General features: G+C 68.5%; 27 protein-coding genes and 1 tRNA gene. 22 read left to right on the plus strand and 6 right to left on the minus strand.

Features of this window, described 5'->3' with window-relative positions:
- From CVUC_RS07870 to CVUC_RS07885, 4 genes are all read left to right on the plus strand, one after another.
- Positions 1-1,176, plus strand: coding sequence for an acyl-CoA dehydrogenase family protein (locus tag CVUC_RS07870; RefSeq protein ID WP_096032135.1), 1,176 nt, complete (start codon positions 1-3; stop codon positions 1,174-1,176).
- Positions 1,173-1,556 (plus strand): hypothetical protein, encoded by a 384-nt coding sequence (locus CVUC_RS07875; RefSeq protein ID WP_010917967.1) that lies wholly within the window; start codon positions 1,173-1,175, stop codon positions 1,554-1,556. The genes CVUC_RS07870 and CVUC_RS07875 overlap by 4 nt, the downstream gene beginning before the upstream one ends.
- Positions 1,557-1,622: 66 nt before the next feature.
- On the plus strand, positions 1,623-2,828 hold the full coding sequence (locus CVUC_RS07880) for an acetyl-CoA C-acetyltransferase (RefSeq protein ID WP_096032134.1): 1,206 nt from the start codon (positions 1,623-1,625) through the stop codon (positions 2,826-2,828).
- A 24-nt stretch (positions 2,829-2,852) separates the two neighbouring features.
- Positions 2,853-5,054, plus strand: coding sequence for a 3-hydroxyacyl-CoA dehydrogenase NAD-binding domain-containing protein (locus CVUC_RS07885; protein ID WP_096032133.1), 2,202 nt, complete (start codon positions 2,853-2,855; stop codon positions 5,052-5,054).
- A 159-nt stretch (positions 5,055-5,213) separates the two neighbouring features.
- Here the strand turns inward: CVUC_RS07885 and CVUC_RS07890 are convergent.
- The 5 genes from CVUC_RS07890 to hemC form a co-directional block, all read right to left on the minus strand.
- Positions 5,214-5,289: transfer RNA gene (locus tag CVUC_RS07890), tRNA-Thr, on the minus strand.
- Positions 5,290-5,330: 41 nt separating this feature from the next.
- Positions 5,331-6,866, minus strand: coding sequence for a heme biosynthesis protein HemY (locus tag CVUC_RS07895; protein ID WP_096032132.1), 1,536 nt, complete (start codon positions 6,864-6,866; stop codon positions 5,331-5,333).
- Positions 6,863-7,759, minus strand: coding sequence for a COG4223 family protein (locus CVUC_RS07900; protein WP_096032131.1), 897 nt, complete (start codon positions 7,757-7,759; stop codon positions 6,863-6,865). Before CVUC_RS07900 ends, CVUC_RS07895 begins: the two co-directional genes overlap by 4 nt.
- Positions 7,760-7,802: 43 nt before the next feature.
- Complete coding sequence (locus CVUC_RS07905; protein ID WP_096032130.1) at positions 7,803-8,489, minus strand: uroporphyrinogen-III synthase; 687 nt, start codon at positions 8,487-8,489, stop codon at positions 7,803-7,805.
- Between the two features lie 4 nt (positions 8,490-8,493).
- Positions 8,494-9,462, minus strand: coding sequence for a hydroxymethylbilane synthase (hemC, locus tag CVUC_RS07910; protein ID WP_096032129.1), 969 nt, complete (start codon positions 9,460-9,462; stop codon positions 8,494-8,496).
- Positions 9,463-9,534: 72 nt separating this feature from the next.
- Here hemC and tsaD point away from each other — a divergent pair, with 72 nt between their 5' ends.
- From tsaD to trpS, 9 genes are all read left to right on the plus strand, one after another.
- Positions 9,535-10,638 carry a tRNA (adenosine(37)-N6)-threonylcarbamoyltransferase complex transferase subunit TsaD gene (gene tsaD / locus CVUC_RS07915; protein WP_096032128.1) on the plus strand — a complete coding sequence of 368 codons (1,104 nt, stop codon included), beginning with the start codon at positions 9,535-9,537 and terminating at the stop codon, positions 10,636-10,638.
- Positions 10,635-11,645, plus strand: a complete 1,011-nt coding sequence (locus CVUC_RS07920; RefSeq protein ID WP_096032127.1) for an NAD(P)H-dependent glycerol-3-phosphate dehydrogenase — start codon at positions 10,635-10,637, stop codon at positions 11,643-11,645. The genes tsaD and CVUC_RS07920 overlap by 4 nt, the downstream gene beginning before the upstream one ends.
- A 19-nt stretch (positions 11,646-11,664) precedes the next feature.
- Positions 11,665-11,946, plus strand: coding sequence for a YciI family protein (locus CVUC_RS07925; protein ID WP_010917958.1), 282 nt, complete (start codon positions 11,665-11,667; stop codon positions 11,944-11,946).
- Positions 11,947-11,950: 4 nt separating this feature from the next.
- Positions 11,951-12,319 carry a Rieske (2Fe-2S) protein gene (locus tag CVUC_RS07930; protein WP_096032126.1) on the plus strand — a complete coding sequence of 123 codons (369 nt, stop codon included), beginning with the start codon at positions 11,951-11,953 and terminating at the stop codon, positions 12,317-12,319.
- Positions 12,320-12,376: 57 nt separating this feature from the next.
- A complete protein-coding gene (locus tag CVUC_RS07935) occupies positions 12,377-13,150 on the plus strand; it encodes a class I SAM-dependent methyltransferase (protein ID WP_096032125.1) in 774 nt (257 codons plus the stop codon).
- Positions 13,151-13,311: 161 nt separating this feature from the next.
- Positions 13,312-15,108 (plus strand): methyl-accepting chemotaxis protein, encoded by a 1,797-nt coding sequence (locus tag CVUC_RS07940; RefSeq protein WP_010917955.1) that lies wholly within the window; start codon positions 13,312-13,314, stop codon positions 15,106-15,108.
- Positions 15,109-15,347: 239 nt separating this feature from the next.
- Positions 15,348-16,910, plus strand: a complete 1,563-nt coding sequence (gene murJ / locus CVUC_RS07945) for a murein biosynthesis integral membrane protein MurJ (protein ID WP_164468032.1) — start codon at positions 15,348-15,350, stop codon at positions 16,908-16,910.
- 41 nt (positions 16,911-16,951) lie between these two features.
- Positions 16,952-16,999 carry a hypothetical protein gene (locus tag CVUC_RS07950; RefSeq protein WP_101685807.1) on the plus strand — a complete coding sequence of 16 codons (48 nt, stop codon included), beginning with the start codon at positions 16,952-16,954 and terminating at the stop codon, positions 16,997-16,999.
- A gap of 78 nt (positions 17,000-17,077) precedes the next feature.
- A complete protein-coding gene (gene trpS, locus CVUC_RS07955; protein ID WP_010917953.1) occupies positions 17,078-18,112 on the plus strand; it encodes a tryptophan--tRNA ligase in 1,035 nt (344 codons plus the stop codon).
- Positions 18,113-18,285: 173 nt separating this feature from the next.
- Here the strand turns inward: trpS and CVUC_RS07960 are convergent, their stop codons facing one another.
- Positions 18,286-19,554 (minus strand): cytochrome P450, encoded by a 1,269-nt coding sequence (locus tag CVUC_RS07960; RefSeq protein ID WP_096034706.1) that lies wholly within the window; start codon positions 19,552-19,554, stop codon positions 18,286-18,288.
- Between the two features lie 121 nt (positions 19,555-19,675).
- Between CVUC_RS07960 and CVUC_RS07965 the strand changes: the two genes are divergently transcribed.
- The 9 genes from CVUC_RS07965 (at position 19,676) to ybeY (ending at position 26,153) form a co-directional block, all read left to right on the plus strand.
- A complete protein-coding gene (locus CVUC_RS07965) occupies positions 19,676-20,248 on the plus strand; it encodes a NifU family protein (protein ID WP_012639868.1) in 573 nt (190 codons plus the stop codon).
- 69 nt (positions 20,249-20,317) lie between these two features.
- Complete coding sequence (locus CVUC_RS07970; RefSeq protein ID WP_096032123.1) at positions 20,318-20,905, plus strand: malonic semialdehyde reductase; 588 nt, start codon at positions 20,318-20,320, stop codon at positions 20,903-20,905.
- A gap of 147 nt (positions 20,906-21,052) precedes the next feature.
- Entirely contained in the window at positions 21,053-21,649 is a 597-nt protein-coding gene (locus tag CVUC_RS07975) for a DUF1131 family protein (protein WP_096032122.1), read from the plus strand.
- Between the two features lie 3 nt (positions 21,650-21,652).
- A complete protein-coding gene (gene tsaB / locus CVUC_RS07980) occupies positions 21,653-22,288 on the plus strand; it encodes a tRNA (adenosine(37)-N6)-threonylcarbamoyltransferase complex dimerization subunit type 1 TsaB (protein ID WP_096032121.1) in 636 nt (211 codons plus the stop codon).
- A gap of 8 nt (positions 22,289-22,296) precedes the next feature.
- Positions 22,297-22,749 carry a GNAT family N-acetyltransferase gene (locus CVUC_RS07985; RefSeq protein WP_010917947.1) on the plus strand — a complete coding sequence of 151 codons (453 nt, stop codon included), beginning with the start codon at positions 22,297-22,299 and terminating at the stop codon, positions 22,747-22,749.
- A gap of 45 nt (positions 22,750-22,794) precedes the next feature.
- Positions 22,795-23,202 carry a Fur family transcriptional regulator gene (locus CVUC_RS07990; protein WP_010917946.1) on the plus strand — a complete coding sequence of 136 codons (408 nt, stop codon included), beginning with the start codon at positions 22,795-22,797 and terminating at the stop codon, positions 23,200-23,202.
- Between the two features lie 189 nt (positions 23,203-23,391).
- On the plus strand, positions 23,392-24,738 hold the full coding sequence (miaB, locus tag CVUC_RS07995) for a tRNA (N6-isopentenyl adenosine(37)-C2)-methylthiotransferase MiaB (protein WP_096032120.1): 1,347 nt from the start codon (positions 23,392-23,394) through the stop codon (positions 24,736-24,738).
- The gene (locus CVUC_RS08000; RefSeq protein ID WP_096032119.1) at positions 24,735-25,679 is read left to right on the plus strand and encodes a PhoH family protein; all 945 of its coding nucleotides are present in this window, start codon (positions 24,735-24,737) and stop codon (positions 25,677-25,679) included. The genes miaB and CVUC_RS08000 overlap by 4 nt, the downstream gene beginning before the upstream one ends.
- An 18-nt stretch (positions 25,680-25,697) precedes the next feature.
- Positions 25,698-26,153 carry an rRNA maturation RNase YbeY gene (ybeY, locus tag CVUC_RS08005; RefSeq protein ID WP_164468261.1) on the plus strand — a complete coding sequence of 152 codons (456 nt, stop codon included), beginning with the start codon at positions 25,698-25,700 and terminating at the stop codon, positions 26,151-26,153.
- Positions 26,154-26,160 lie beyond the last annotated feature (7 nt).

Below are 26,160 nucleotides of genomic sequence, written 5' to 3' on the forward strand. Positions count from 1 at the left end.
ATGAGCGTGCTCAACGTTGAAAAGCCGGCCTTCATGGCCGAGGAAGACATCGCGATCTTCGAGGACGCGGTCGGCAAATTCTTCGACGAGCACGCTTCTGAAGCGACCGTGGCGACGTGGCGCAAGAACCACTGCGTCGACCGCGACATGTGGACCAAGGCGGGGGAGGCGGGCTTGCTCGGCCTCTCCACGCCCGAGCAGTACGGCGGCGCCGGCGGCGACTACCGGCACGAGGTCGTGCTGATGGAGCAGTTGGGCAAGAAGGGCGTCGATGGTTTCGGCGCCAGCCTGCATAACGCCATCGTCATGCCGTACATCGTCCACTACGGCACCGAGGAGCAGAAGCAGCGCTGGCTGCCGCGCATGGCCACCGGCGAGCTGGTCAGCGCCATCGCCATGACCGAGCCGGGCGCCGGCTCTGACCTGCAAGGCATCAAGACCACCGCCAAGAAGGCCGGCAATCAGTACGTCATCAACGGCTCCAAGACCTTCATCACCAACGGCCAGACCGCCAACCTGATCTGCGTGGTCGCCAAGACCGATCCCGCCGGCGGCGCGCGCGGAACGTCCTTGATCTTCGTCGAGACCGACGGCCCAGATGGCCTTCTTGAAGGCTTCGAGCGCGGCCGCAACCTCGACAAGCTGGGCCAGGAGGCCCAGGACACCTCGGAACTGTTCTTCAACGACGTGAAGGTTCCGACCGAGAACCTGCTCGGAACCGACGAGGGGCAGGGCTTCTTCCAGCTGATGGGCCAGCTGCCGCAGGAGCGCCTGAACATCGCCGTCCAGGGCATGGCCACGATCGAGCGGGCGCTGGAGCTGACCATCGCCTACGTCAAGGACCGCAAGGCCTTCGGCAAGGCGATCATCGACTTCCAGAACACCCAGTTCGTGCTGGCGGAATGCAAGACCGAGGCGACCGTCGCCAAGGTGTTCGTCAACCACTGCATCGGCCAGCATCTTGAGGGCAAGCTCGACGCGGCCACCGCCTCGATGGCCAAGTACTGGGTCAGCGACCTGGAGAACAAGATCGTCGATCGCTGCTTGCAGCTCTTCGGCGGCTACGGCTTCATGAACGAGTACCCGATCGCGCGCATGTACAAGGACAGCCGCATCCAGCGCATCTACGGCGGCACCAACGAGATCATGAAACTCCTGATCGCGAGGACGCTATGATCGTAACGCTGCTGGTCGGCCTGCTGGCCGGCTCGGCCGCGGCTGAGCCCGCGGCTAAGGACGCCCGCTCGGCCGTGGTCTGTGTGCGCGCCGTCCAGGGCCCACGCCCTCTGAACTTCTCCGGCGAGCTGGTGGGCAAGCGGCCGCAGCCCGGCGCGTTCAAGCTGCCGCTGCAGCCGGCGGGCAAGGACATCTGCAACACGCTGCTGCGCTCCAAGGTCGCCGAGTGGAAGCTCGAGGTCAGGACCCCGGGCTTCACCGCGTGCGAGCTGCCGCCGCCGGAGTTCGGCTCGCGCCTCTACTACCGCGCCAAGGTCACGGCGCGGGGCCTCAAGTGCGAACCGATCGGCAAGTACCCGATCGGCAACTGGAAACCATAACCACGCGACCCGCTTCTAGGGCCGCGCCACGAACACGAACAACGCTTCGCAGGAAGGAGCCATCCCATGGCTGACGCTTACATCTTTGACGCCGTGCGCACGCCGCGCGGCAAGGGCAAGAAGGACGGCTCGCTGCACGAGACCACCGCCCTGTCGCTGGCCACCCAGGTGCTGGAAGCCCTGCGCGACCGCAACGGCCTGGACACCAGCAAGGTCGATGACGTCGTTCTGGGCTGCGTCTCGCCGGTCGGTGAGCAAGGCAGCGACATCGCCCGCACCGCCGTCCTGACCGCCGACTACGCCGAGAGCGTCGCCGGCGTGCAGATCAACCGCTTTTGCGCCTCGGGCCTGGAAGCGGTGAACATGGCCGCGGCCAAGGTCGCTTCGGGTGAAGCGGGCCTCGCCATCGGCGGCGGCGTCGAGAGCATGAGCCGCGTGCCGATGGGCAGCGACGGCGGCGCCTGGCCGACCGACCCCTCCTCGGCCTTCAAGACCTATTTCGCCCCGCAGGGCGTCTCGGCCGACCTGATCGCCACCCTGTATGGCTTCTCCCGCGACGACGTCGACGCCTACGCCGTCGAGAGCCAGAAGCGCGCCGCCGCCGCCTGGGCGGACAACCGCTTCAAGAAGTCGGTCATCGCGGTCAAGGACCAGCTGGGCCTGACCCTGCTGGACCATGACGAGACGGTCCGCGGCTCCACCACCATGCAGACCCTGGCCTCGCTGAACCCCTCGTTCACGGGCATGGGCGAGATGGCCTTCGATGCGGTGGTCACCCAGCGCTATCCGCAGGTCGAGCGCGTCAACCACGTGCACCACGCCGGCAACAGCTCGGGCATCGTCGACGGCGCCGCCGGCGTGCTGATCGGCACCAAGGAGATGGGCGAGGCCCTGGGCCTGAAGGCCCGCGCCCGCATCAAGGGCGCGGCCTCGATCGGCTCGGAACCCTCGATCATGCTCACCGGTCCGGCCCTGGTCAGCGAAAAGCTGCTCAAGAAGCTGGGCATGGAGGTCAAGGACATCGACCTCTACGAGCTGAACGAAGCCTTCGCCTCGGTCGTGCTGCGCATGATGCAGGCGCTGGACATCCCGCACGACAAGATGAATGTGAACGGCGGCGCCATCGCCATGGGCCACCCGCTGGGCGCCACCGGCGCGATGATCCTGGGCACCGTCCTCGACGAGCTGGAGCGCTCGGACAAGGAAACCGCCCTGATCACCCTGTGCGTCGGCGCCGGCATGGGCACCGCCACGGTCATCGAACGCGTCTAAACCTCTCGATCAGGAACTAGTCACATGGAAAACTTCAAGATCGAGGTCGACTCCGACGGCGTGGCCCTCGTCACCTTCGACGTGCCCGGCCGTTCGATGAACACCCTGACCGCGTCGGTCATCAAGGAAATCGGCGAGATCGTCGAGCGCATCAAGTCCGACGCCGAGATCAAGGGCGTCGTCATCACCTCGGGCAAGACCACCGGCTTCTGCGCCGGCGCGGACCTGGGCGAACTGGGCGGCGGCGGCGGCATGGCCGGCGGCGCGGCGGGCGGTGAAGCGGCGCTGAAGGCGGCCTTCGACGCCGGCTTCGCCCTCAACAAGGCCTTCCGTGGCCTGGAGACCTGCGGCAAGCCGGTCGCCGCCGCGATCAACGGCCTGGCCATGGGCGGCGGTCTCGAGATCGCGCTCGCCTGCCACTATCGCGTGGTCGCCGACCACCCGAAGATCCAGCTGGCCCTGCCCGAAGCCAAGGTCGGCCTCCTGCCCGGCGCCGGCGGCACCCAGCGCCTGCCGCGCCTGATGGGCGTGATGGCCGCTGCGCCGTACCTGCTGGAAGGCAAGTCGATGAAGCCGGCCGAGGCCCTGGCCAACAAGGTCGTGCACGAGGTCGTGCCGGTCGACCAGGTGGTCGAGGCCGCCAAGACCTGGGTCAAGACCAAGGGCGATCCGGTCGCGCCGTGGGACAAGAAAGACTTCAAGCTGCCCGGCGGCGGTCCCTACACCCCGACCGGCGGCCAGGTGTTCATCATGGGCAACGCCATGCTGCGCAAGCAGACCTATGGCAACTATCCGGCCCAGCTGAACATCCTGAAGGCGGTCTATGAAGGCACGCAGGTGCCGTTCGACGCGGCCATCCGCATCGAGACCCGCTACTTCCTGAAGACGATGATGTCGCCGCAGGCCAAGGGCATGATCCGCACCCTGTTCCTGTCCCTGCAGGAACTGGGCAAGGGCTCGGGCCGTCCGGCCAATGTGCCGCCGTCGGAAGCCAAGAAGGTCGCCGTGCTGGGCGCGGGCATGATGGGCGCGGGCATCGCCTATGTCCAAGCCATGGCCGGCATCGAGACCGTGCTGATCGACCAGAGCCAAGAGGCGGCCGAGAAGGGCAAGGGCTACGCCGAGAACCTGCTGAAGAAGGCGGTGTCGCGCGGCAAGATGACTCAGGACAAGGCCGACGCGGTCCTGGCCCTGATCACCCCGACCACCGACTACGCCCACGTCAAGGGTAGCGACCTGGTCATCGAGGCGGTGTTCGAGAGCCGCGAGATCAAGGCCGACGTCACCCAGAAGGCCGAGGCCCAGCTGGCCGAGGACGCCATCTTCGGCTCCAACACCTCGACCCTGCCGATCACCGGCCTGGCCAAGGCGTCTGTGCTTCCGAAGAACTTCATCGGCATCCACTTCTTCTCGCCGGTCGACAAGATGGGCCTGGTTGAGATCATCATGGGCGAGGAAACGTCGGACGAGGCCCTGGCCAAGTCGATCGACTACGTCCTGAAGATCAAGAAGACCCCGATCGTCGTCAACGATAGCCGCGGTTTCTACACCTCGCGCTGCTTCGGCACCTTCGTTCAGGAAGGCCTGGAAATGCTGGCCGACGGCATCGCCCCGGCCATCATCGACAATGTCGGCCGCGCCACGGGCATGCCGCGCGGTCCGCTGGAGATGAACGACGACGTCGCTCTGGACCTTGGCTACAAGGTCACCCAGCAGACCAAGAAGGACCTCGGCGACAAGTTCGAGGACCGTCCGTTCGCCCCGATCATCGAAAAGATGGTGGTCGAGCTGCAGCGCTTTGGCCGCAAGAACGGCAAGGGCTTCTACGACTATCCGGAGAACGGTCCCAAGACCCTGTGGAAGGGCCTCTCGGAGCTGGCGCCGGTGACGATCGCCGAGGCCGACCAGGCGCTGATCCAGGAGATCCGCACCCGCCTCCTGTACCGCCAGGCCGTCGAGGCCGCGCGCTGCTTCGAGGAAGGCGTGATCACCGATCCGCGCGAAGCCGATGTCGGCGCGATCCTGGGCTGGGGCTTCGCGCCCTGGACCGGCGGTCCGATCAGCCTGATCGACGGCGTCGGCGCCAAGGCCTTCGTCGAGACCTGCGACGCCCTGGCCCAGAAGTACGGCAAGCGCTTCGCGCCGCCCGCGCTGCTGCGCGAGATGGCCGAGAAGGGCGAAACCTTCTACGGCCGCTTCGGCGCCAAGGCCAAGGCGGCGGCGTAAGCCCAGCCTTAGCTCAGAACAACGGAAGGCCCGGTGGAAACACCGGGCCTTTTCGTTGGGCGCTTAAGCGGAGCTGCGGCGCGACAGGATAAGGCGCGCAAACGCGATCACCGCCCCCGGGGGGAGGGGCGATCGGCTGACAATGTCAGATAAAGGAAGTGGTGCCGCCTAGGTGACTCGAACACCTGACCTACGCATTACGAATGCGCCGCTCTACCGGCTGAGCTAAGGCGGCCCACGGGCTCCGAAGCGGGCGCTCCAGAGCGAAGGGAGCGCCTATTTAGCGGCGCGCGAGCCGCTCGGCAAGCGCCGTCTTGCACCAGAATTGCGACGGGGCGCCGGACCGCCTTCCGGCGGGTCCGTGACGAGCGGCGCGTCGTATACGCCAGGGTCGTCCGGGATCGGCATCAGGGCCCCGCCGGTTTCGGCCGCGCGGATGAACGGCGTCGACTCCGCATAGGCCGACGGCAGTTCAGGCAGATCGTTCATGGTCCGCTCGCGCCGCTCGTGGCGAGGATGGATCAGCTGGCCCGTCTCGGCGTAGCTGACCGCCAGGCGCGCCCAGTCGTCGCGCTGATAGGCGAAGGCGAGGCCTTCGGGGTCCAGATCCGACCAGTCAGGCTCCTGCGGCGCCGCAACACCGCGGGCGATCCAGGCGCGGGCCTCGTCCGCGTCGCCATTGGCGGCGGCGACGCGCGCCATCAGGCCGGCGAAGCGCGCGGTCGGAGCCTCGTCGTCCAGCAGCCGGGCGGCGGCGCGGGCGGCGACCGGATCACCGCCGATCAGGGCGCTTTCGACGCGCAGAAGGCGGCTCTCCCGCGCCTCGGGCTTCATGGCGGCCAGGGCGGCCAGGCGCTGGGCGCGGGCCTTGGGTGTCTCGTTGGTCTTCAGGTCGCGATAGGCCAGCCAGAGCGCCGGGTGGGGCTCGGCCTTCCAGGCGGTCTCGATCAGGCCGCCGGCCTTGGCGGTCTTGCCGTCTTCCGCCAGCAACCGCGCAGCCATCACTACGCCGGGCGCGAAGTCGGGCTTGAGCTTCACCGACTGGGTCGCGAAGTCCAGCGCCTGGGCGCGGGTCTTGGGGTCATCGGCGTTGACGAGGCTGGCGGCCGAGGCGGCCAGCAGGGCCGCGCGGCTGCGCTCGGCGACGACCGGCGAAACGATCTTGCGCTCAAGGGCGCCCTGAACAAGTTGCAGGGCCGCGGCCCAGTCGCCGGCTTCGAGGCGGGCCTCCAGGAGCGCGCGCCACGCCCAGCGGGCGGTGCGCGCCAGGCCATAGGCGGTTTCGGCGTGACGGATCGCGGTCTGCCGGTCGCCCTCGGCCTGAGCCGCCAGCATCAGGCCGCGCAAACCGGCCAGGCGCATCTCGGGGAAGCCGAGCATGGCGTTGTAGGCGCTCTTGGCGGCGCCGCGGTCGCCGGCGGCCTCGGCGGCCTGGGCGGCCAGGACGCGCACCAGGCCCGGCGCGTCCTCGGCCAGCTCGGACGACTTCTGCGCCAGACGGCGGGCCTCGGAGCCATCGCCGGCGGCGACGGCGAGGAAGCCGCGCGAAAGGGCCTCGATGGCCTGCTTGCGCTTGGCCTCCGCCCGAGCCCGCGCCGCGCGGCGGGGGGCCTCGACGATCCAGATGACGCCGCGCCAAAGCAGGGTGAACATCAACGCCGAGAACAGGGTCAGCAGCGCGGCGGCGGCGGCCGTCATCTCGACCCGCCAACCCATCCATTCCATCGAGGCGCGACCCGGCTCGCCGGTCAGGGCCAGGACGCTGACGGCGACGACGGCGACCAGAAAGAGCGCGAAGGCGACCCGGGTCATGGCGCGACCGGGGCGGTGGCGCGCGAGACCCGCGCCAGTTCGGCCAGAGCGTCGGCGCGGACGGCCGACACATGGCGGTCGATCTCGATGCGCCGGTTGGCGGCGACGAACCAGGGCGCGAGCACCTCGCGCGAGGAGTCGTTGAGCGGGTCGAGCGCGGCGACCGCGCCCTCGACGTCACCTTCGTCCAGCAGGGCCTGGGCGCGCGCCAGCATGGCGTCGGGCGTCGAGCCCTTGGTCGAGCCGACGTGGCGGATCGAGACGATACTGGAGAGGGCGTAGCGGATCCGCGAGAACAGGTCCGCGTCCATGCCGGGATTACGCGAGGCGCTGGCGGCGCGGCCGGCCAGATTGCCGAACTGGGTGGCGAGGCCCGCGCGGGTCGGCGCGCCCGTGCGCGAGAGGGGCTCAAGGGCCCGCAGGTCCGGCGAGCCGGGCAGAACCCGCTCAAGACCCAGAAGTTCCGGGCCGAACGGCCGCGAGGTCCCCGCCGCCTCGGCCAGGGTGGCGACCGCGAGGGCGGCGACGGCGGCGTCGGCCACGGTCTTCTGGCTGGCTTCCAGAGCGGTGATTCGGCCATTGAGTCGTTCGACGTCAGCCAGCGCGGTCTCGGCCGCGGCCGGCAGGTTGCTCTCCAGCGGCAGCGCCGCGCTCGCCGCCACCCGCTCGGCGACCGGGCGCGGGTTGGGCGTGGCCGAGACGGCGGGCTCGGGCGTGACGGGCTTGGCCGAGAACCAGGACGGCCCAAACCAGGCGACGCCGGCGCCCAGGGCGACGCAGACAAGACAGAGCAAGAGCCAGGCCCACACGCCCGGCCCCATCACCCGGCGACGGGCGTAGAGCGCCGGATCGCTGGGCGCGGCGATTTCAGCGGGATCGGCATCGGCGTTCATGACCCATTCGTGCCCCACGCCGACGCATCGTGCAACGTCGTGCTCAAGCGTCGAGCAGCTGGAGCAGCGCAGATTCGTCCGGGCGCGGCGCGGACGCCACAAAACGCGGTTCAGCGATCTTGTCCAACGGCGCGGCGACGGCGGGGGACAGGCAGAGGAGGCGCAGATCGCCATGGTCGCGGCCCGCCAGGATCCGTCCCAGGGCGCGGGCCGCGCGTGGGGAATGAACCAGCACACTCAGCGGCGCGTCGAGCAGGGCCAGGGTGGCGGGGGACGGCGCGCGCTCCACGGTGGCGTAGACCGCCACGCCGCGCGCTTCCAGACCCTGGGCGCGCAAGGCGGCGACGAGATCGCCCGCCGGCGCCTGGGCGCCCGCCCACAGCACAGGACCGGGGCGCGCGTCGATGATCAGCCGCTCCAGGGCCTCGACATCACCTTCGGCGCTGAACGCGTGGGCGAAGCCCGCATCCTTGGCGGCCTTGGCCGTCGCCGCGCCCACCGTGAAGACCGGAAGATCACGACGGGCGCTGCAGCGCGCAAACCCCTCGACGCCGTTGACGCTGGTGAAGGCCAGGGCGGCGATACCGGAGAGATCAATCTTCGCAAGGATCGGCTCTATGGCCAGGAGTGGGTCGACAACCGGCCTAAAGCCGAGCGCGGCCACCCTCTGCGCCGTCGCCGCAGCGCCAGGCTGGGCGCGGGTGATCCAGACCGGCGCGCCAGAGCTCAAGGCTCTATTCCGGCAGGACGATGGCGTCGCCGCCGGCCGCCCGGACCTCGGCGCCCAGCGTCAGGCCGAACGCGCGCGCCTCGGCGATATCGTCGGCGCCGGTCAGGGTGATGTCGCCTTCGCGGCGGAAACGCTGAGCGCCGTCGGGGGTCAGGGCCTCGACGATCATCGAAAGCCGCGCACCGTCCAGGATCGCACGCGCCCCGATGGCGGTGCGGCAGGAGCCTTCCAGCGCCAGGAGGGCGCCGCGCTCGGCGGCCACAGCGATCGTTGTCTCCCGGCAGCGGACAGCCTCGAGCCACGGCGCGCCGATATCCTCGGCGCGGGTCTCGATGACCAGGGCGCCCTGGCCCGGCGCCGGCGGACAGGCGTCGGGATCGAGCCAGCTCCTGGTCAGATGGCCAAGGCCCAGGCGATTGAGGCCCGACTGGGCCAGCAGGATCGCGTCGGCCTCGCCGCGCTCCAGCTTGGCCAGGCGCGTGTCGACATTGCCGCGCAGCATGACGATCTCAAGATCGGGCCGCACGTGCAGGGCCTGGGCCTGGCGGCGCAAGGACGCGGTCCCAAGGCGCGCGCCCTTGGGCAGGTCTTCCAGTCGCTCGCAGACATGGCTGATGAAGGCGTCGCGCGGATCCTCGCGCTCGGGCGTGGCGGCCAGGACAAGCCCTGGCGGCAGCTCGGCCGGCATGTCCTTCAGCGAATGGACGGCGCAGTCGATGCGACCGTCCAGCAGGGCCTCCTCGATCTCCTTGGTGAAGAGGCCCTTGCCGCCGATCTCCATCAGGCGGCGATCCTGGATGCGGTCACCGCTGGTGACGATCGGGATCAGCGGGGCGGCCGCCTCGATCTCGTCCTTGGACGCTCCGGCCGGAACCCCCAATGCGTGGGCGATCCGCGCCTGCATGAGGCCCGATTGCGCCAGGGACAGCTTGGAGCCGCGCGCGCCGATGCGGATGGGAGGTTGCCGGGACACGGTCTGAACGTTACCTGCGGAGACGAAAACTCGTCTTCGCTGCTACAGGAGCGGCGGAAAGCCCGCAACCTGATGACATCCCCTAAGCAATCCGACCTTCTCATCCTCGGCCTTGAGACCAGCTGCGATGAAACCGCGGCCTCGGTCGTGCGCCGCGCTGCGGACGGGACGGTGACGGTGCTGTCGTCGGTGATCGGCACCCAGTTCGAGAAGCACGCCCCGTTTGGCGGCGTCGTGCCCGAGATCGCCGCCCGGGCCCACGTCGAGTCGATCGACGCCATCGCCGCCGAGGCTGTTCGCGCGGCGGGCGTCGGGTTCGGAGATCTGGACGGGGTCGCCGCCACGGCGGGGCCAGGCCTTGTGGGCGGGGTCATGGTGGGGCTGGCGTTCGGCAAGGCCGTAGCCTTGGCGCGGGGCGTGCCGCTGGTGGCCGTCAACCACCTGGAGGGTCACGCCGTCTCGGCCCGCCTGGGCGCCGACATCGCCTATCCGTTCCTGCTGCTGCTGGTGTCCGGCGGGCATTGTCAGCTGCTGGAGGTGTCGGGCGTCGGGGCCTGCAAGCGCCTGGGCACCACGATCGACGACGCCGCCGGCGAGGCCTTCGACAAGATCGCCAAGAGTCTGGGCCTGCCCTATCCCGGCGGCCCGGCGCTGGAGAAGCTGGCCGTGGGCGGCGATCCGGCCCGCTACGCCCTGCCCCGCGCGCTCTTGGGCCGCAAGGATTGCGACTTCTCGTTCTCGGGCCTGAAGACCGCCGCCGCGCGGATCGCCGAGACCCTGACCACCGACGACGCGCGCCGCGATCTGGCCGCCGGGGTCCAGGCCGCCATCGCCCGCCAGCTGTCGGAGCGGGTCGATCGGGCGATGAAGCTTTACAAGGACGGCCATGACCCGGAGGACCTGCGCTTCGTGGTCGCCGGCGGCGTGGCGGCCAATGGCGCGGTGCGGGCGGCCCTGCTGGCCGACTGCGAGAAGAACGGCTTTTCGTTCGCCGCGCCGCCCCTGGCCTATTGCACCGACAACGCCGCTATGATCGCCCTCGCCGGAGCCGAGCGGCTAGCGCTCGGGATCTTCGATGACCTCGACGCCATCGCTCGTCCGCGCTGGCCGCTGGACGAGGCCGCGGCGCTGGCCAATCCCGCCAACGCCTACGGACGCAAGGGAGCCAAGGCATGACGTTGCAGCCCATGACCTTTGAGAAGGTTGGCGTGATCGGCGCCGGCGCCTGGGGCACGGCCCTGGCGCAGGTGGCGGCGCGGGCGGGCCTTGCGGTGACGCTGCAGGCGCGCGAGCCCGAGGTCGTGGCCGCGATCAATGACACGCACGAGAATGCGGTCTTCCTGCCGGGCATAGCGCTGGAGCCGGGGATCAAGGCCGTCGCCGACCTGGCGGACCTGGCCGACTGCGACCTGATCCTGGCCGTCGCCCCCGCCCAGCACCTGCGCGCGGCCCTGACCGCCTTCGCCCCGCATCGCAAGGCCGGCGCGCCTGTGGTGTTGTGCTCCAAGGGCGTCGAGCAGGGCTCTCTGAAGCTGATGACCGAGGTGGCGGCCGAAGCCCTGCCGGGCGCGCCGATCGCGGTGCTGTCGGGCCCCAGCTTCGCCGGCGAGGTCGCCCGCAACCTGCCCGCCGCCGTCACCCTGGCCTGCGAGGACGAGGCCCTGGGTCGCGCCATCGCTGAGGCCATCGCCATCCCGACCTTCCGCCCCTACACCGCCAACGACCTGATCGGCGCCGAGGCCGGCGGGGCGGTGAAGAACGTGCTGGCCATCGCCTGCGGCATCGTCGAGGGCAAGGGCCTGGGCCGCAACGCCCACGCCACGGTGATCACCCGCGGCTTCGCCGAGCTGACCCGCCTGGCCGTCGCCCTGGGCGCGCGTCCGGAGACCGTCGCCGGCCTTTGTGGCTTGGGCGATCTGGTGCTGACCTGCTCCAGCCCCCAATCGCGCAACATGAGCGTGGGTCTGGCGCTCGGCCAGGGCCTGACCCTGGAGCAGGCGCTGGCCGGCAAGGTCTCGGTCGCTGAAGGCGTGGCCTCGGCCCCCGCCGTGCGCGCCCTGGCCCGCAAGGTCGGCGTCGAGGCCCCGATCTGCGAGGCCGTCGCCGCCATCCTGGCGGGCGAGGTCGCGGTCGACGCCGCGATCGCCGGTCTGCTCTCGCGCCCCCTGAAACCCGAAGCCTGATCAAACAAGGACCGCCCGCATGGCCCTCTTCGCCATCCTCTGCAAGGACAAGCCCGGCGCGCTGGACACCCGCCTGGCCACCCGCCCCACCCATCTCGACTACCTGAACCAGTCGACGGGCCTGAAGCTGGCCGGCGCGCTGCTGGGCGATGACGGCAATCCGATCGGCTCGCTGCTGATCGTCGAGGCCGAGGATCTGGCCGCCGCCCAGGCCCAGGCCGACAACGACCCGTTCACCACCGCCGGGGTGTTCGAAAGCGTCGAGGTGCGGCCCTGGCGCGTGGCGATCGGCGCGCTCTGAGCCGTTGCGGGACGCCGACGACAATCCCGCCCGTCCCCCGGCGGGGACCGTGCTGTGCGGCCTGGACGAGATCGCCTCGCCCGGGTCGAAGGGCTTTCGCTGGCGCGAGGGCGACGCGATGTTCGCCGGCTTCGTGGTCCGCAAGGGCGAGGCCCTGGTCGGCTATGTCGACAGCTGCCCGCACGCCGGCTGGCCCCTGGCCGGTTTCGCCGGCCGCTACCTGACCCGCGACAATGACCTGATCCTGTGTTCCGGCCACGCGGCCCTCTTCCGCATCGAGGACGGCGGCTGCGTGGCGGGGCCCTGCCCGACCAGCGCCCGCCTGACGCCTTGGCCCGTCGCCGTGTGCGACGGACAGATCGTCACGGCCTGACCCTTCCTTAAGACCTTGGTCCTAGTCTCCCCCGCAACCGATGGAGGAGCCGGGACCATGACCGCCGACATGCACTTCGACGCCGAGACGGTCACCCATCGCGGCGGCCTCTCGAAGCTGCGCTCGCTGACCAAGGTCAATCCGCGCCTGGCGCCGAACCTGGCCAAGACCATGCTGGGCGGTCCGCGCGACCACGCCGTGGTCGAGGCCTTCAACAGCCACGCCGCCGACAAGGGCTTCGAGTTCACCTCGACCTGGGCCAGCAACAACATCCCCTTCGTCACGCCGCTGCTGCGCGACTTCGCGGCCAAGCGGCCGGCGGGCGAGGCGATCCGCTACATGGAGATCGGCGCCTATGAGGGCCGGAACCTGGCCTTCATGGACTGGCTTCTGCCCGACCGCCTGGCGGTCACGGTCATCGATCCGTGGTTCGACGAGGCGCTGAACCCGGAAGAGAAGTACCACGCCGTCGAGCCGCGCTTCCGTCGCAACATGGACAAGTGCGGCTTCAAGAGCCTTTCGACCCACAAGGGCTTTTCGACCTACGTCCTGCCCCAGATGCTGGAACGGGGCGAGCAGTTCGACCTGATCTATGTCGATGGCAGCCATACGGCGCTGGCGGTGCTGATCGACCTGTGCTTCTGCGCCAGCCTGCTCAGCGTGGGCGGCATGATGGTGCTGGACGACTATTGGCACGACATCAGCGAGATCGGCGGGCCGGGCGTGAAGCAGGCCGTCGACCAGTTCCACGCCGCCTTCGGCCGCTATTTCGAGATCGCCGCCGTTTACCGTCAGGTGGCGCTGGTGAAGACCGCCGAAATCCCGCGCTAGCGACGGTTCTCTAGAAATTCATTTAAATACAATATTTTAGGTATTTCGCCGACCATAGGTCTGCGACATCATGCCACCCATGCGAGAATGTCATGGTTAAGGCCCGCTAGACTGGTTGGGCCGCATGCTCCGCCCATTCGGATCTGCGGAGAGGTCGCGATATGGCGTCGTTGGGTCAGAAGGTCATGGGGGCCGCCGGCGGCGCGGCGCTTCTCTGCGCAGCCACGGCCGGCGCCGGCCTGTGGGTGGCCTGGAGCCTGGATTCCGCCCTCAGCCGCGCCGAAGCCTCGGCCAGGATCCTGCGCCTGCATATGCATGCCGACATGATGCACGACGCCTTGCGCGCCGATGTTCTGGGCGCGATCATGTCCAGCGACCCGACGCTTGGAGTCGACCTCAAGGTCGTGCGGGCGGATCTGGCCGAACACACCCAGGCCTTCCGGGACGACATCGCCCAGAGCGGCGAACTCGCCCACAATCCCAGGACCAAGGCCGCCCTCCTGGCGGTCGAGACTCCGCTCAACGCCTACATCGCCGCAGCCGAGGACATCGTCGGAACCGCCGATGTCGACCCCGCCGCCGCACACGCCAAGCTGACGGACTTTGGCCAGCAGTTCTCGACGCTTGAGGACAAGATGGAGGCCGCCTCGACCGAGATCGAGGCGGCGGCTTCGCACGACACGAACGCGGCCAAGTCGCTCGGTCTGCTGGGCCAAGCGATCATGGCGGGGCTTCTGCTGCTGGCGGTGGCCCTCGCGGCGGTGCTGATGTTCGCCGCCCGCCGGGGCCTGGTCGCGCCGCTCACCGAGATCACCCGTTGCCTGCGCCGCCTGGCCGCCGGGGATCTGGACGTCATCCTGCCGAGGAAGAAGAGCCAGGACGAGATCGGCCAGATCACCGACGCGCTGCGCAGCTTCCATGAGACCGTCGAGGCGCGCCGCAAGGAGCTCGAAGCGGCCGATGTGCGCGAGGCGCTGGAAATCGAACGGCGCGCGGCCGATCAGCGTCGCGCGGAGGCTGACGCCACGCAGAAGGCCGTCGTCGAAAGCCTGGCGCTCGCGCTGGGCCGCATGTCCCAAGGCGACCTGACCTGCCGCATCGATCGCGCCTTCCCCTCTGGCTACGAAGCCCTTCGCGTCGATTTCAACACCGCCATCGAGAAGCTGTCGGGCGTCATCGCGGCCTCGCTCGACGCGACGCGGGCGATCCACGGCGGCACGGCCGAAATCTCCGAGGCGGCCGATGAGCTGGCCACCCGCACCGAACGGCAGGCGGCCAGCCTGGAAGAAGCCGTGGCGGCGCTGGACGAGATCACCAGCACGGTGCGCCAGACGGCCGACGGAGCGTCGCGCGCCCGCAAGGTGGTGGAGCGCGCGCGATCCGCCGCCGACGCCTCCGGCTCGATCGTCAGCCAGGCGGTCGAAGCCATGGGCGCCATCGAGAAGTCGTCCAGCCAGATCGGCCAGATCATCGGCGTGATCGACGAGATCGCCTTCCAGACCAACCTCCTCGCCCTGAACGCTGGCGTCGAAGCCGCTCGTGCGGGCGAAGCGGGACGCGGCTTTGCGGTGGTCGCCCAGGAAGTTCGGGCCCTGGCCCAGCGCTCAGCCGACGCCGCCAAGGAGATCAAGACCCTCATCAGCACGAGCACCGCCGAGGTGGGACAGGGCGTGGAGTATGTCGGCAAGGCCGGCGAGGCCCTGCGCGCCATCGCCCACGAGGTCGACGAGATCGACGATCTCGTCACCGCCATGGCCGCGTCCACCCAGCAGCAGGCGCGGGGTCTTTCCGAGGTCAATACGACCATGAACCAGATGGATCAGGTGACACAGCGGAACGCAGCCATGGTCGAGGAGACCACCGCCGCCAGCCATACCCTGGCGCAGGAAGCCACACGACTGGCGCAGCGCATGGGCGAACTGCGGATCATGCGCGCCGGAATGCAGGCGGCGGCCTAGAGCGTTTTCCGATCTGTTTGGATCGGAGAAACGCTCTAGGCCTTTGTATTAACGCATTTTCTGACGACGAACCGGATCCACTTCGTCGGAAAATGCTCTAGATCACACGCCGCCGGCGGTCGAGGAACGGGCCGGTCGCGGGGTCTAGAGTGGGCCTTGACGCCCTCTCATCGAACGCCCAGAAGCCGAGCGTGACTGATACCGCGCCGCCCGCATCCGCCCCGAAAAAAGCCCCCGGCATGATCCGGTCCTCGGCGATCTATTCGGGCCTGACCCTGGTCAGCCGACTGATGGGCTTCGTGCGCGATCTGGTGATCTCGTACTTCCTGGGGGCCAGCGCCAATTTCGCGGCCGACGCCTTCAACACCGCCCAGATGTTCCCCAACCTGTTCCGGCGGATCTTCGCCGAGGGGGCCTTCGCGGCGGCCTTCGTGCCGGCCTATTCCAAGACCCTGGACCGCGACGGGGCCGAGGTGGCCGACAAGCTGGCCGCCGACGCCATGGCCACCATCGCCGCCTTCACGGTGGGCCTGACCCTGATCGCCCAGGCGACCATGCCTTGGCTGATGATGGTGATCAGCCCGGGCTTCGGCTTTGGCACCGACAAGTACAAGCTGGCCGTGATCCTGACCCAGATCACCATGCCCTATCTGCCCTGCATGGCGATCGTGGCCCTGCTGTCAGGCGTGCTGAACGCCCGGGGCAAGTTCATCGTCTCGGCCGCAGCCCCGATCCTGCTGAACCTTGTGACCCTGATCGCTGTGATCCCGACCCGCAACGCCCATGACGCGGCCGTGGCGGCCTCATGGGGCATCTTCGCAGCCGGGCTCGCCCAGGTGGCGCTGCTGGTCTGGGCGGTGCGCAAGGCCGGAGCCACCATCCGCTGGCGGCTTCCGCGCCTGACGCCGGAGATCAGGGGCCTGATTGCCCTGGCCATACCGGGCGCCATCGCCGCCAGCGCCAGCCAGATCAACATCACCATCTCGGGCGTGCTGGCCAGCCATGTGAACGGCGCGCGGACCTGGCTGGCCTATGCTGACCGCCTGTACCAACTGCCGCTGGGCCTGGTGGGCGTGGCCATCGGCGTGGCCTTGCTGCCGCGCCTGTCGCGGGCCGTGGCCGCCGAGGATCGCGCCGAGGCGCAAGGGGCCATGGACCAGGCCATCGTCTTCGCCCTGGCCCTGACCCTGCCGGCCGCCGTGGCCCTGTTCAGCATTCCGTTCTTCCTGATCGACGGCCTGTTCACCCGGGGCGAGTTCACGGTGTTCGACGCCCGCCAGACGGCCAACGCCCTGCTGCACTACGGCTGGGGCACCCCGGCCTTCGTGCTGGCCCGCATCCTGTCGCCGGCCTTCTTCGCCCGGGGCGACACCAAGGGTCCGATGCGGTTCGCCCTGATCTCGGTGGCGGTGAACATCGGCTTGGGCCTTGCCCTGTTCCCGGTCATGGGCGTGCCCGGCCTGGCGGCGGCGACCAGCGCCGCCTCGTGGATCAATGTGCTGCAGATGGCCCTGACCCTGCGCAAGCGCGGCGACTACGCGCCCAGCGCCGCCGCCTGGGGCAAGATCATTCGGGTGCTGGCGGCCAGCGTGGCCCTGGGCCTGATCCTGGCGGCGATCTCGCACGGGCGCGCCGCCCTAGAGGCCCCGATCCTGGCCGTGGGTATCGGCTCGGCCAAGGAGTTGGCCATCCTGGCCACCTGCGCCCTGGCGGCGGGGCTCTACCCCGTGCTGCTGCTGCTGTCAGGCGGGGTCACCCTGGCCGAGGCCAGGACCGTGCTGCGACGGGGCGCCGGCCGCTGAGCCGGCTTGCCCTGCGCAGCGCAGAGCGGTAACCAGCGTCCATGGCCGTGATCGGATTGTACGCGCCGCGATGGCGCGGCTCACCCTGACCCTGATCGCCGTATCTCCGGATGCGGTTCGCGCCGCCGCGCTCGCCGTTCCAAGTTTCAAGATCCAAGGCTGAAGCCATGACCGACCAAGCTCCCGTCACCTATGCGGGTCCGCCCCGCGTGCTTTCGGGCGTCCAGCCCTCGGGCGCCCTGCACCTGGGCAACTATCTGGGCGCGCTGGTGAAGTTCACCCGCCTGCAGCACGAGATCGACACCTTCATCTTCGTGGCCGACCTGCACGCCATCACCGTCTGGCAGGACCCGGCGGCCCTGGCCCAGCAGACCCGCGAGATCGCGGCCGCCTATATCGCCTCGGGCCTGGACCCGGACAAGGCGACGATCTTCCCGCAGTCGGCCGTGCGCGAGCACGCCGAGCTCTCCTGGATCTTCAACTGCGTCGCGCGCCTCGGCTGGCTGGACCGCATGACCCAGTTCAAGGAGAAGAGCGGCAAGCACAAGGAGCGCAGCTCGGTGGGCCTCTACACCTATCCGGTGCTGCAGGCGGCCGACATTCTGATCTACAAGGCCACCCACGTGCCGGTCGGCGAAGACCAGAAGCAGCACCTGGAACTGACCCGCGACATCGCCCAGAAGTTCAATCACGACTTCAATGCGCCCGGCTTCTTCCCCCTGCCTGATCCGTTGATCCAGGGCCCGGGCGCGCGGGTCATGTCCTTGCGCGACGGCTCGGCCAAGATGAGCAAGTCCGATCCGTCGGACTATTCGCGCATCAACCTGACCGACACCGCCGACGACATCGCCGCTAAGGTCAAGAAGGCCCGCACCGATCCGGAACCGCTTCCGGAGACGATCGAGGAACTGGCGACCCGCGCCGAGGCTGACAACCTGGTGGGCATCTTCGCGGCCCTGGCCGGCAAGACCAAGGCCGAGGTGCTGGCCGACTATGCCGGCAAGGGCTTCGGAACCTTCAAGCCGGCCCTGGCCGAGCTGGCGGTCGAGAGCCTGGCGCCGGTCGGCGAGCGGATGCGTGGCCTGCTGGGCGATCCGGCGGTGCTGGACGCCATCCTGGCCAAGGGCGCGGAAAAGGCCCGCGAAGCCGCCGCCCCGACCCTGGCCGAGGTCAAGAAGCTGGTCGGCTTCTGGGGGGCGTAGGTTGAGAGATTTCCTTCTCCCCTTGCGGGAGAAGGTGGCCCGAAGGGCCGGATGAGGGGTCGTACAAACGAAAAACCACCGCGACGGCGGCAAGCCAGTCGCGGTGGCTTCTTTCTTCAACCCCTCACCCGCCTGCTGCGCGGGCCACCCTCTCCCGCAAGGGGAGAGGGGGATCAGATCCGCTCGGGGATCCGAACCATCATGCGCTCGTAGCCCTTCACGAAGGTCGAGTAGACCCGCTTGGGCTCTTCCAGCACCTCGATCTTGGGGAAGCGCTTGAGGATCTCTTCCCAGACGATCTTGAGCTGCATCTCGGCCAGGCGGTTGCCCACGCAGCGGTGGATGCCGAAGCCGAACGACAGGTGGCGGCGGGCGTTGGGGCGATCGACGATGAACTGGTCGGCGTTCTCGATCACCGTGTCGTCGCGGTTGCCCGAGACGTACCACATGACGACCTTGTCGCCCTTCTTGATAGTCTGCCCGGCCAGTTCGTAGTCTTCCAGCGCCGTGCGGCGCATGTGGGCCAGCGGCGTCTGCCAGCGGATGATCTCGGACACCATGTTCGGGATCAGGCTGGGATCGGCGCGCAGCTTGGCTTCTTCCTGCGGGTTCTTGGACAGGGCGTAGAGGCCGCCGGTCAACGAGTTGCGGGTGGTGTCATTGCCGCCGACGATCAGCAGGATGACATTGCCCAGATACTCCATCGGCGGCATGTCGCGGGTGGCTTCGCCGTGGGCCAGCATCGAAATCAGGTCGTTGCCCGGCTCGGTGAGGTTCACCCGCTCGTTCCAGAGATTGGTGAAATAGGCCAGGCACTCCAGCAGCTCGGCGCGGCGGGCCTCCTCGCTCTCGATCAGGCCGCTCTCGGGCGAGGCGGTGGCGATGTCAGACCAGCGGGTCAGCTTGCGGCGTTCTTCCCAGGGGAAGTCGAACAGGGTGGCCAGCATCTGGGTGGTCAGCTCGATCGAGACCTTGTCGACCCAGTCGAACGGCTCGTTGATCGGCAGGGTGTCGAGAATCCCGCAGACCCGCTCGCGGATGATGCCTTCCAGACGACCCAGGTTCTGCGGCGAGACGATCGGGCTGACCGTCTTGCGCTGGATGTCGTGCTTGGGCTGGTCCATGGCGATGAACATCGGCAGGACAAAGTCCTCGTCGAAGTTCCGAATGGTGATGCCGCCCAGGTGCGCGTCCGACGAGAAGACCTGGTGGGTCGTGTCCACGGTCATGATGTCGTTATAGCGGGTGACCGACCAGTACGGCCCGACCTCTTCGTCGCCCTTGGAGTAGTGGACCGGCGCTTCCTTCCGAAGGCGCTCGAAATAGGGCCACATCGCGTCGGCCTGAAACAGGGCCGGATCGGCGACGTGATAGTCCTCAAGGGGAATGGAATAGGCCCGCGCCCGCGCGTCAGCCTTAAGGTCGATCGAACCGTCGCTCATGAGATCCTCCCGCGGATCGGTGTTTTGCGACATCACGCCAGAAAATGACGCCTGTGTCACTTTTAAAATGCGCGCTTTCGGCGCCCTTGCGTCACGACGTCGCGAGGTCCATTTCAGGCGCATGTTTATCCAGACCGAAACCACCCCCAATCCTGAGGTCCTGAAGTTCCTTCCCGGCCGTGAAGTGCTGGGGGACGGCGCGCGCGAGTTTCGCACGCCGGAGGAGGGCGACGCCTCGCCGCTGGCCAAGGCGCTGTTCGAGCTTGGCGATGTGTCGCGGGTGTTTTTCGGCCCCGACTTTCTCACGGTGACCAAGGGCGAGGACGCTCAGTGGCCGCACCTGAAGGCGCCGATCCTAGCGGCGATCATGGATCACTTCACCAGCGGTCGCCCGCTGCTGCTGGACCAGACCGCCGAAAGCGGCGGCCATGACGAGGGCGACTATGACGAGGAGACCTCGCAGATCGTCGCCGAGATCAAGGAACTGCTGGACACCCGCATCCGCCCGGCCGTGGCCCAGGACGGCGGCGACATCGTGTTCTCGCGCTTTGAACCTCAAACGGGCGTAGTTTGGCTGCACATGCGCGGCGCCTGCTCGGGCTGCCCGTCATCGTCCGCGACCCTCAAGTCCGGCGTCGAGAACATGCTCAAGCACTACGTGCCCGAAGTGACGCGGGTCGAGCAGACGCTCTGATCGTTGCTGGTTGATCCGCGTTTTCGGGTCGCTATATCGTAACTTCAGCAGTTACGGAAAGGACTTCCCATGGCCAAGCTTGAAGACGCCACGCTCGACCAGTTGTTCACGCAGGCCCGCAGCTACAACGGCTGGAAGCCCGAGCCCCTGCCCGAAAGCGTGCTGCGCGAGCTCTATGCGCTGACCAAGTTTGGTCCAACCGCGGCCAACGGGAGCCCCGCCCGCTTTTATTTCGTGACCTCGGCGGAAGCCAAGGAACGCCTGGCCAAGCTGTCGTCCGGTTCGAACGGGCCCAAAATTCTGCAGGCGCCTTGCACGGTCATCATCGGCTATGACCTGGATTTCCCGCAAACCCTGCCCAAGCTGTTCCCGCACGCGCCGGGCGCCAAGGACTGGTTCAACGACCCCGTCGCCAAGGAGTGGGGCGCGCTGCGCAACAGCTCGCTTCAGGGCGGCTATTTCATGATCGCCGCGCGGGCGCTGGGCCTGGATGTCGGTCCGATGTCGGGCTTCGACAACGCCGCCGTCGACGCCGAGTTCTTCGCGGGCACGAACATCAAGAGCAACTTCATCGTCTCGATCGGCCACGGGACGGACGAGGGCCTGTTCCCGCGCAACCCGCGCCTGGACTTCGACGAGGCCGCCAAGATCCTGTAAAAACCGGTCATCTCGGCCCAGCGCCTTGGCGCGCCGAGCCGGGATCGCCGGAAGCGCCGAGCCTGTTGCGGTCCCGGCTCTTCGCTGCGCTGTGGCCGGGATGACAAGGATTTTGTGCATGTCATGCACATTGGCTAGAAGGGGGTCATGACCCCCCGCCACAGCTACCTCGCCCTGCCACTGCTGCTTCTGGCCGCCTGCGGTCCCGCCAAGGCCCCGGTCACCGTGGCCATTGCGCCCTACGCGGGCGGCCCCCTGAAAATCAGCAACGACGGCGTCGGCCCGATCACCAGCGCGGTGGCCTTCGACCTCGCCACCCTGAAGGTGCTATTCCCCAAGGCCAAGGTCGAGCAGGCCTTCCTGCAGTCAGGCGAGGGCCCGACCCTGCCGATCATCACCGTCGAACAGGACAACACACCGCTGGCCGAGATCGGCAAGCGCGACGAGGGCGACATCGCCTATGTCCGCGTCGAGGCGGGCGACGCGCGCGGCCCCGGGGACGAACAGCTCCTGGCCAAGTGGGGCGTTCTTGGCTTCACCGCCAACCAGTGTCGGGCGGGCGAAGGCCGCGAGGTCAACATGACGATCTGCGTGCGCCTCGACGCCCCGCAGGTCGCGTATGTCTTCGGCGTTCCCGGTTGGACCAAGCCTGAGCTGCCGCCGGAGGCGACGTTAAAGGCCAGGGGTCAGCTCAACGCCTTGATCTGGCGCCCCGCCGAGGGCGCCGTCGTCGGCGCGGCCTGAGCCATGATCCTGTCGATCGACACCTGCCTGGGCGCCAGCTCGGTCGCCATCCTCGACGGCGACCGCGTGCTGGCCACGCGCGCCGAACCGATGACCCGGGGCCACCAGGAGCGCATCGGGATCTTGGCCCGCGAGGCCGCCGCGGAGGCGGGCGTCGCGTTCGAGGACCTGACGCGGATCGCCGTGACGGTGGGACCCGGCTCCTTCACCGGCCTGCGCGTGGGCCTGGCCTTCGCCAAGGGTCTGGCCACCGCGCTCTCCATCCCGTGCGTGGGGGTCAATACGCTGGAGAGCCTGGCCTTCGGGACCAAGGGCTTCGCCGTCGCCCTGATCGATGCGCGCATGGATCAGGTCTATATGCAGGCCTTCGTCGACGGCGCAGCCGTGATGGCCCCCGACGCCCTGGGCCTTGGCGAGGCCTCAGCGCGCCTTGTTGAGCTGTATCGAGGCGGCCCGGCGACCCTGATCGGCTCGGGCGCACCGCTGCTGGCCGACACCATGAGGGGGGCGGTGATCCTGACCCCCGCCGCGCCCGATCCCGTGGCCGTGGCGCGCCTGGCCGCCGGCCGACCCGCTCCGACCCACGCGCCCCGGCCGCTGTATCTGCGCGCGCCTTACGCAACCCTGCCTACGACCTAGACTTCAGCATGAACCTGCGTCCCGTCGGCTCAGAAGCCGCCTTCGATCTCGCCGACCTGCACGACAAGGCCTTCGACCGCCCCTGGACGGCGCTGGAGTTCGACGACCTGCTGAAGTCCCCGGGCGCGTTCGCGATCCTTGGCGAGGCGGGCGAGCCGGCGGAGGCCAAGGGCTTCATCCTGTGCCGCTCAATCGCCGGCGAGGCCGAAATCCTGACCGTAGCGGTCGATCCCGCCGCCCGCCGGCGCGGCTGGGGCGCGGCCCTGGTCGAGGTGGCCGCCGGGATCGCCGCCGAGACCAAGGCCGAGGCGATGTTTCTGGAGGTCGCCGCCGACAACCTCGCCGCCATCGCGCTGTACCAGACCACCGGCTTCCTCAAGGTGGGTTTGCGCAAGGGCTATTATCCCCATCCCGATGGCGCCAAGGACGCGCTGGTGATGCGACGGGCGCTTAACACTTAAGGGTCTTGCCCCTATCTTGCCGGCGACTCAGACGGAGGCTCCGCCGTGGATCGACTCGAAAAGGCCTGTATCGAAAAAGGCATGCGCATGACCGACCAGCGTCGGGTCATCGCGCGCGTGCTGTCGTCGGCCGAGGACCATCCGGACGTCGAGGAGCTGCACCGCCGCGCCCACGCCATCGATCCGCACATCTCGATCGCCACGGTCTACCGCACCGTGCGCCTGTTCGAGGAAAGCGGCATCATCGAGCGTCACGACTTCCGCGACGGCCGCTCGCGCTATGAGCAGAGCCCGGACCATCACCATGACCACCTGATCGACATGAAGACCGGCAAGGTCGTCGAGTTCGTGGACGAGGAGATCGAGGCCCTGCAGCACGCGATCGCCAAGAAGCTCGGCTACAAGCTGATCGACCACCGCCTCGAGCTCTACGGGATGCCGCTGGAGGAGTAAGTCCAGCCCTTCTCCCCTAGCGGGAGAAGGTGTCGCGAAGCGACGGATGAGGGGTCGAGCGGGCCATGCCGAGAAACCCCTCATCTGAGCCGCTGACGCGGCCCACCTTCTCCCGCAAGGGGAGAAGGAAACGCGCTGCGACCCCGCCACCCTTGCACACCGGGCCTCTCGCCCCCATAACCTCGCCGCATGAGCGAGACCCCGCAAAAGCGCCTCTTCATCAAGACCTATGGCTGTCAGATGAACGTCTATGACAGCGAGCGCATGGCCGATGTCCTGCGTCCGCTGGGCTATGGCGTCGTCGACGAGCCTGAGGGCGCGGACCTGGTGGTGCTGAACACCTGCCATATCCGCGAGAAGGCCACCGAGAAGGTCTATTCAGAGCTCGGCTACATCAAGCAGATGAAGGACCGGAAGGCCGAGGCTGGCGGTCGCATGACCATCGCCGTGGCCGGGTGCGTCGCCCAGGCCGAGGGCAAGGAGATCATGAACCGCCAGAAGGCGGTCGATCTGGTCGTCGGTCCCCAGGCCTATCACCAGCTGCCCGAGTTGATCGCCCGCGCCCACCGCGCGACCGGCGAACGCCTGGCCGCCGACTTCGCCGCCGACGAAAAGTTCGACGCCCTGCCGGCCGAGCGCCACGTGACCGGCGTAACCGCGTTCCTGACGGTGCAGGAGGGCTGCGACAAGTTCTGCACCTTCTGCGTGGTGCCCTATACGCGCGGCGGCGAATGGTCGCGGCCGGTGAACGACATCGTCGAGGAGGCCAAGCGTCTGGCCGACCAAGGCGTGCGCGAGGTCACCCTCTTGGGCCAGAACGTCAACGCCTATGACGGCGATGGTTCGACCCTCGCCAAGCTGGTCCGTCAGCTGGCCAAGATCGATGGTCTGGACCGCATCCGCTATACGACCAGCCACCCGCGCGACATGGGCGATGATCTGATCGAGGCCCACGGCGAGCTGCCCGAGCTGATGCCCTATCTGCACCTGCCGGTGCAGGCGGGCAGCGACAAGATCCTGAAAGCCATGAACCGCGACCACACGGCTGAGAGCTATGTGAAGCTGATCGAGAAGATCCGCGCCGCGCGGCCCGACATCGCGATGAGCGGCGACTTCATCGTCGGCTTCCCCGGCGAGCGCGACGGCGACTTCGAGAAGACGCTGGAGCTGGTGCGCGAGGTCGGCTTCGCCAGCGCCTTCTCGTTCAAGTATTCGCGCCGTCCGGGCACGCCGGCCTCGGCCATGCCCGGTCAGGTGGACGAAGCGGTCAAGGCCGAGCGCCTGGAGCGCCTGAACCAGCTTCTCGACGAACAGCAGCGCGCCTTCAACGCCGCCCAGGTGGGCAAGGTGCTGCCGGTGCTGTTCGAGAAGGCGGGCCGCCACCCGGGCCAGGTCGTCGGCCGCAGCCCCTATCTGCAGGCCGTCCACGCCGAGGGCGGCGAGCAGCTGATCGGGACGATCGTTCCCGTCTATATCGAGAGCGCCGCCAAGATGAGCCTGGCAGGCCGGCTCGAAGCCGTGCTGGAGACCGCTTGAGCCGCACCCCTGAGTTCCTGCCGCTGTCCGACGACGCGGTCCACGCCGTCTCTGGCCCCAGCGGCCGCCACGCGGCCCTGATCGAGGACGCCTTCAAGGTGCTGATCGAGACGCCGGGCGGTGGTGTCACTCTCACCGGCGACGCGCGCGGCCGCACCAGCGCCAAGCGCGCCTTGCAGACCCTGGCGGCCCGCGCCGACGCCGGCGACGAGGTGGTCGAGGCCGATGTGCGGATCGCCATCGGCGGCGCGCACGAGAGCAGCGGCCAGGCCTCGCCCCGCGCCGTGCGCAAGGGCAATGTCTCGCCCAAGACCAAGAGCCAGGCCCAGTATCTGGAACGAATGGCGACCCATCCGCTGGTCTTTGGCCTGGGTCCCGCCGGCACCGGCAAGACCTTCCTGGCCGTGGCCCATGGCGCGGGCATGCTGATGCGCGGCGAGGTCGACCGCCTGATCGTCACCCGCCCCGCCGTCGAGGCCGGCGAAAAACTCGGATTTCTGCCGGGCGACCTGAACGAGAAGGTCGATCCCTATATGGCGCCGGTCTGGGAGGCCCTGACCGACATCATGGGCGCGGATCAGCTGCGCCGTCGCCGCGAGAAGCTGGAGATCGAGGTCGCCCCGATCGCCTTCATGCGCGGCCGCACCCTCGCCCACGCCTTCGTCATCGTCGACGAGGCCCAGAACTGCTCGCGCCTGCAGATGAAGATGGTGCTGACCCGCATCGGCGAGGGCGCGCGCATGGTCGTCACCGGCGACCCGACCCAGGTGGATCTGCTCAATCCGCGTGACTCCGGCCTGGCCCACGCCGTGTCGATCCTGGAAGGCGTCGAGGGCGTGGCGGTGTCGCGCTTCACCGCCTCCGACGTCGTGCGCCACCCGCTCGTCGAACGCATCGTCAAGGCCTATGACGCGGACGCGGCGCAGAGTACTCCCCGCTAGATGACCATCACCGTAGATATCGAGATCGAGGACGAGGCCTGGACCAAGGCGGCCGAGGACGCCGAGGCCCTGGTCTGGCGCGCCGCCCAGGCCGTGCTGGACGCCCATGAGGACATCGAAGGTCAGGGGATCGTGATCCTGCTGACCGACGATGACAGCGTCCAGGCCCTGAACCGCGAGTTTCGCCAGAAGGACTATGCGACCAACGTGCTGTCCTTCCCCTCCCCGCCCAATCCGGAGGGTCAGATCGGCGACATCGCGCTGGCCTATGGGGTCTGCGCGCGCGAAGCGGCCGAACAGGGCAAGCCGCTGGCCCACCATCTGCAACATCTGGTGGCGCACGGCGTGCTTCATCTCCTAGGATATGATCACGAGCGCGACGACGAGGCGGAAGCCATGGAGGCGCTCGAACGCGAAATCCTGGCGGGTCTGGACGTTCCGGACCCCTACGCCAGCGATGAAGAGGGACGCTGACCAGGGC

Source organism: Caulobacter vibrioides, assembly GCF_002858865.1.
GTDB classification, from domain to species: Bacteria; Pseudomonadota; Alphaproteobacteria; order Caulobacterales; family Caulobacteraceae; genus Caulobacter; species Caulobacter vibrioides.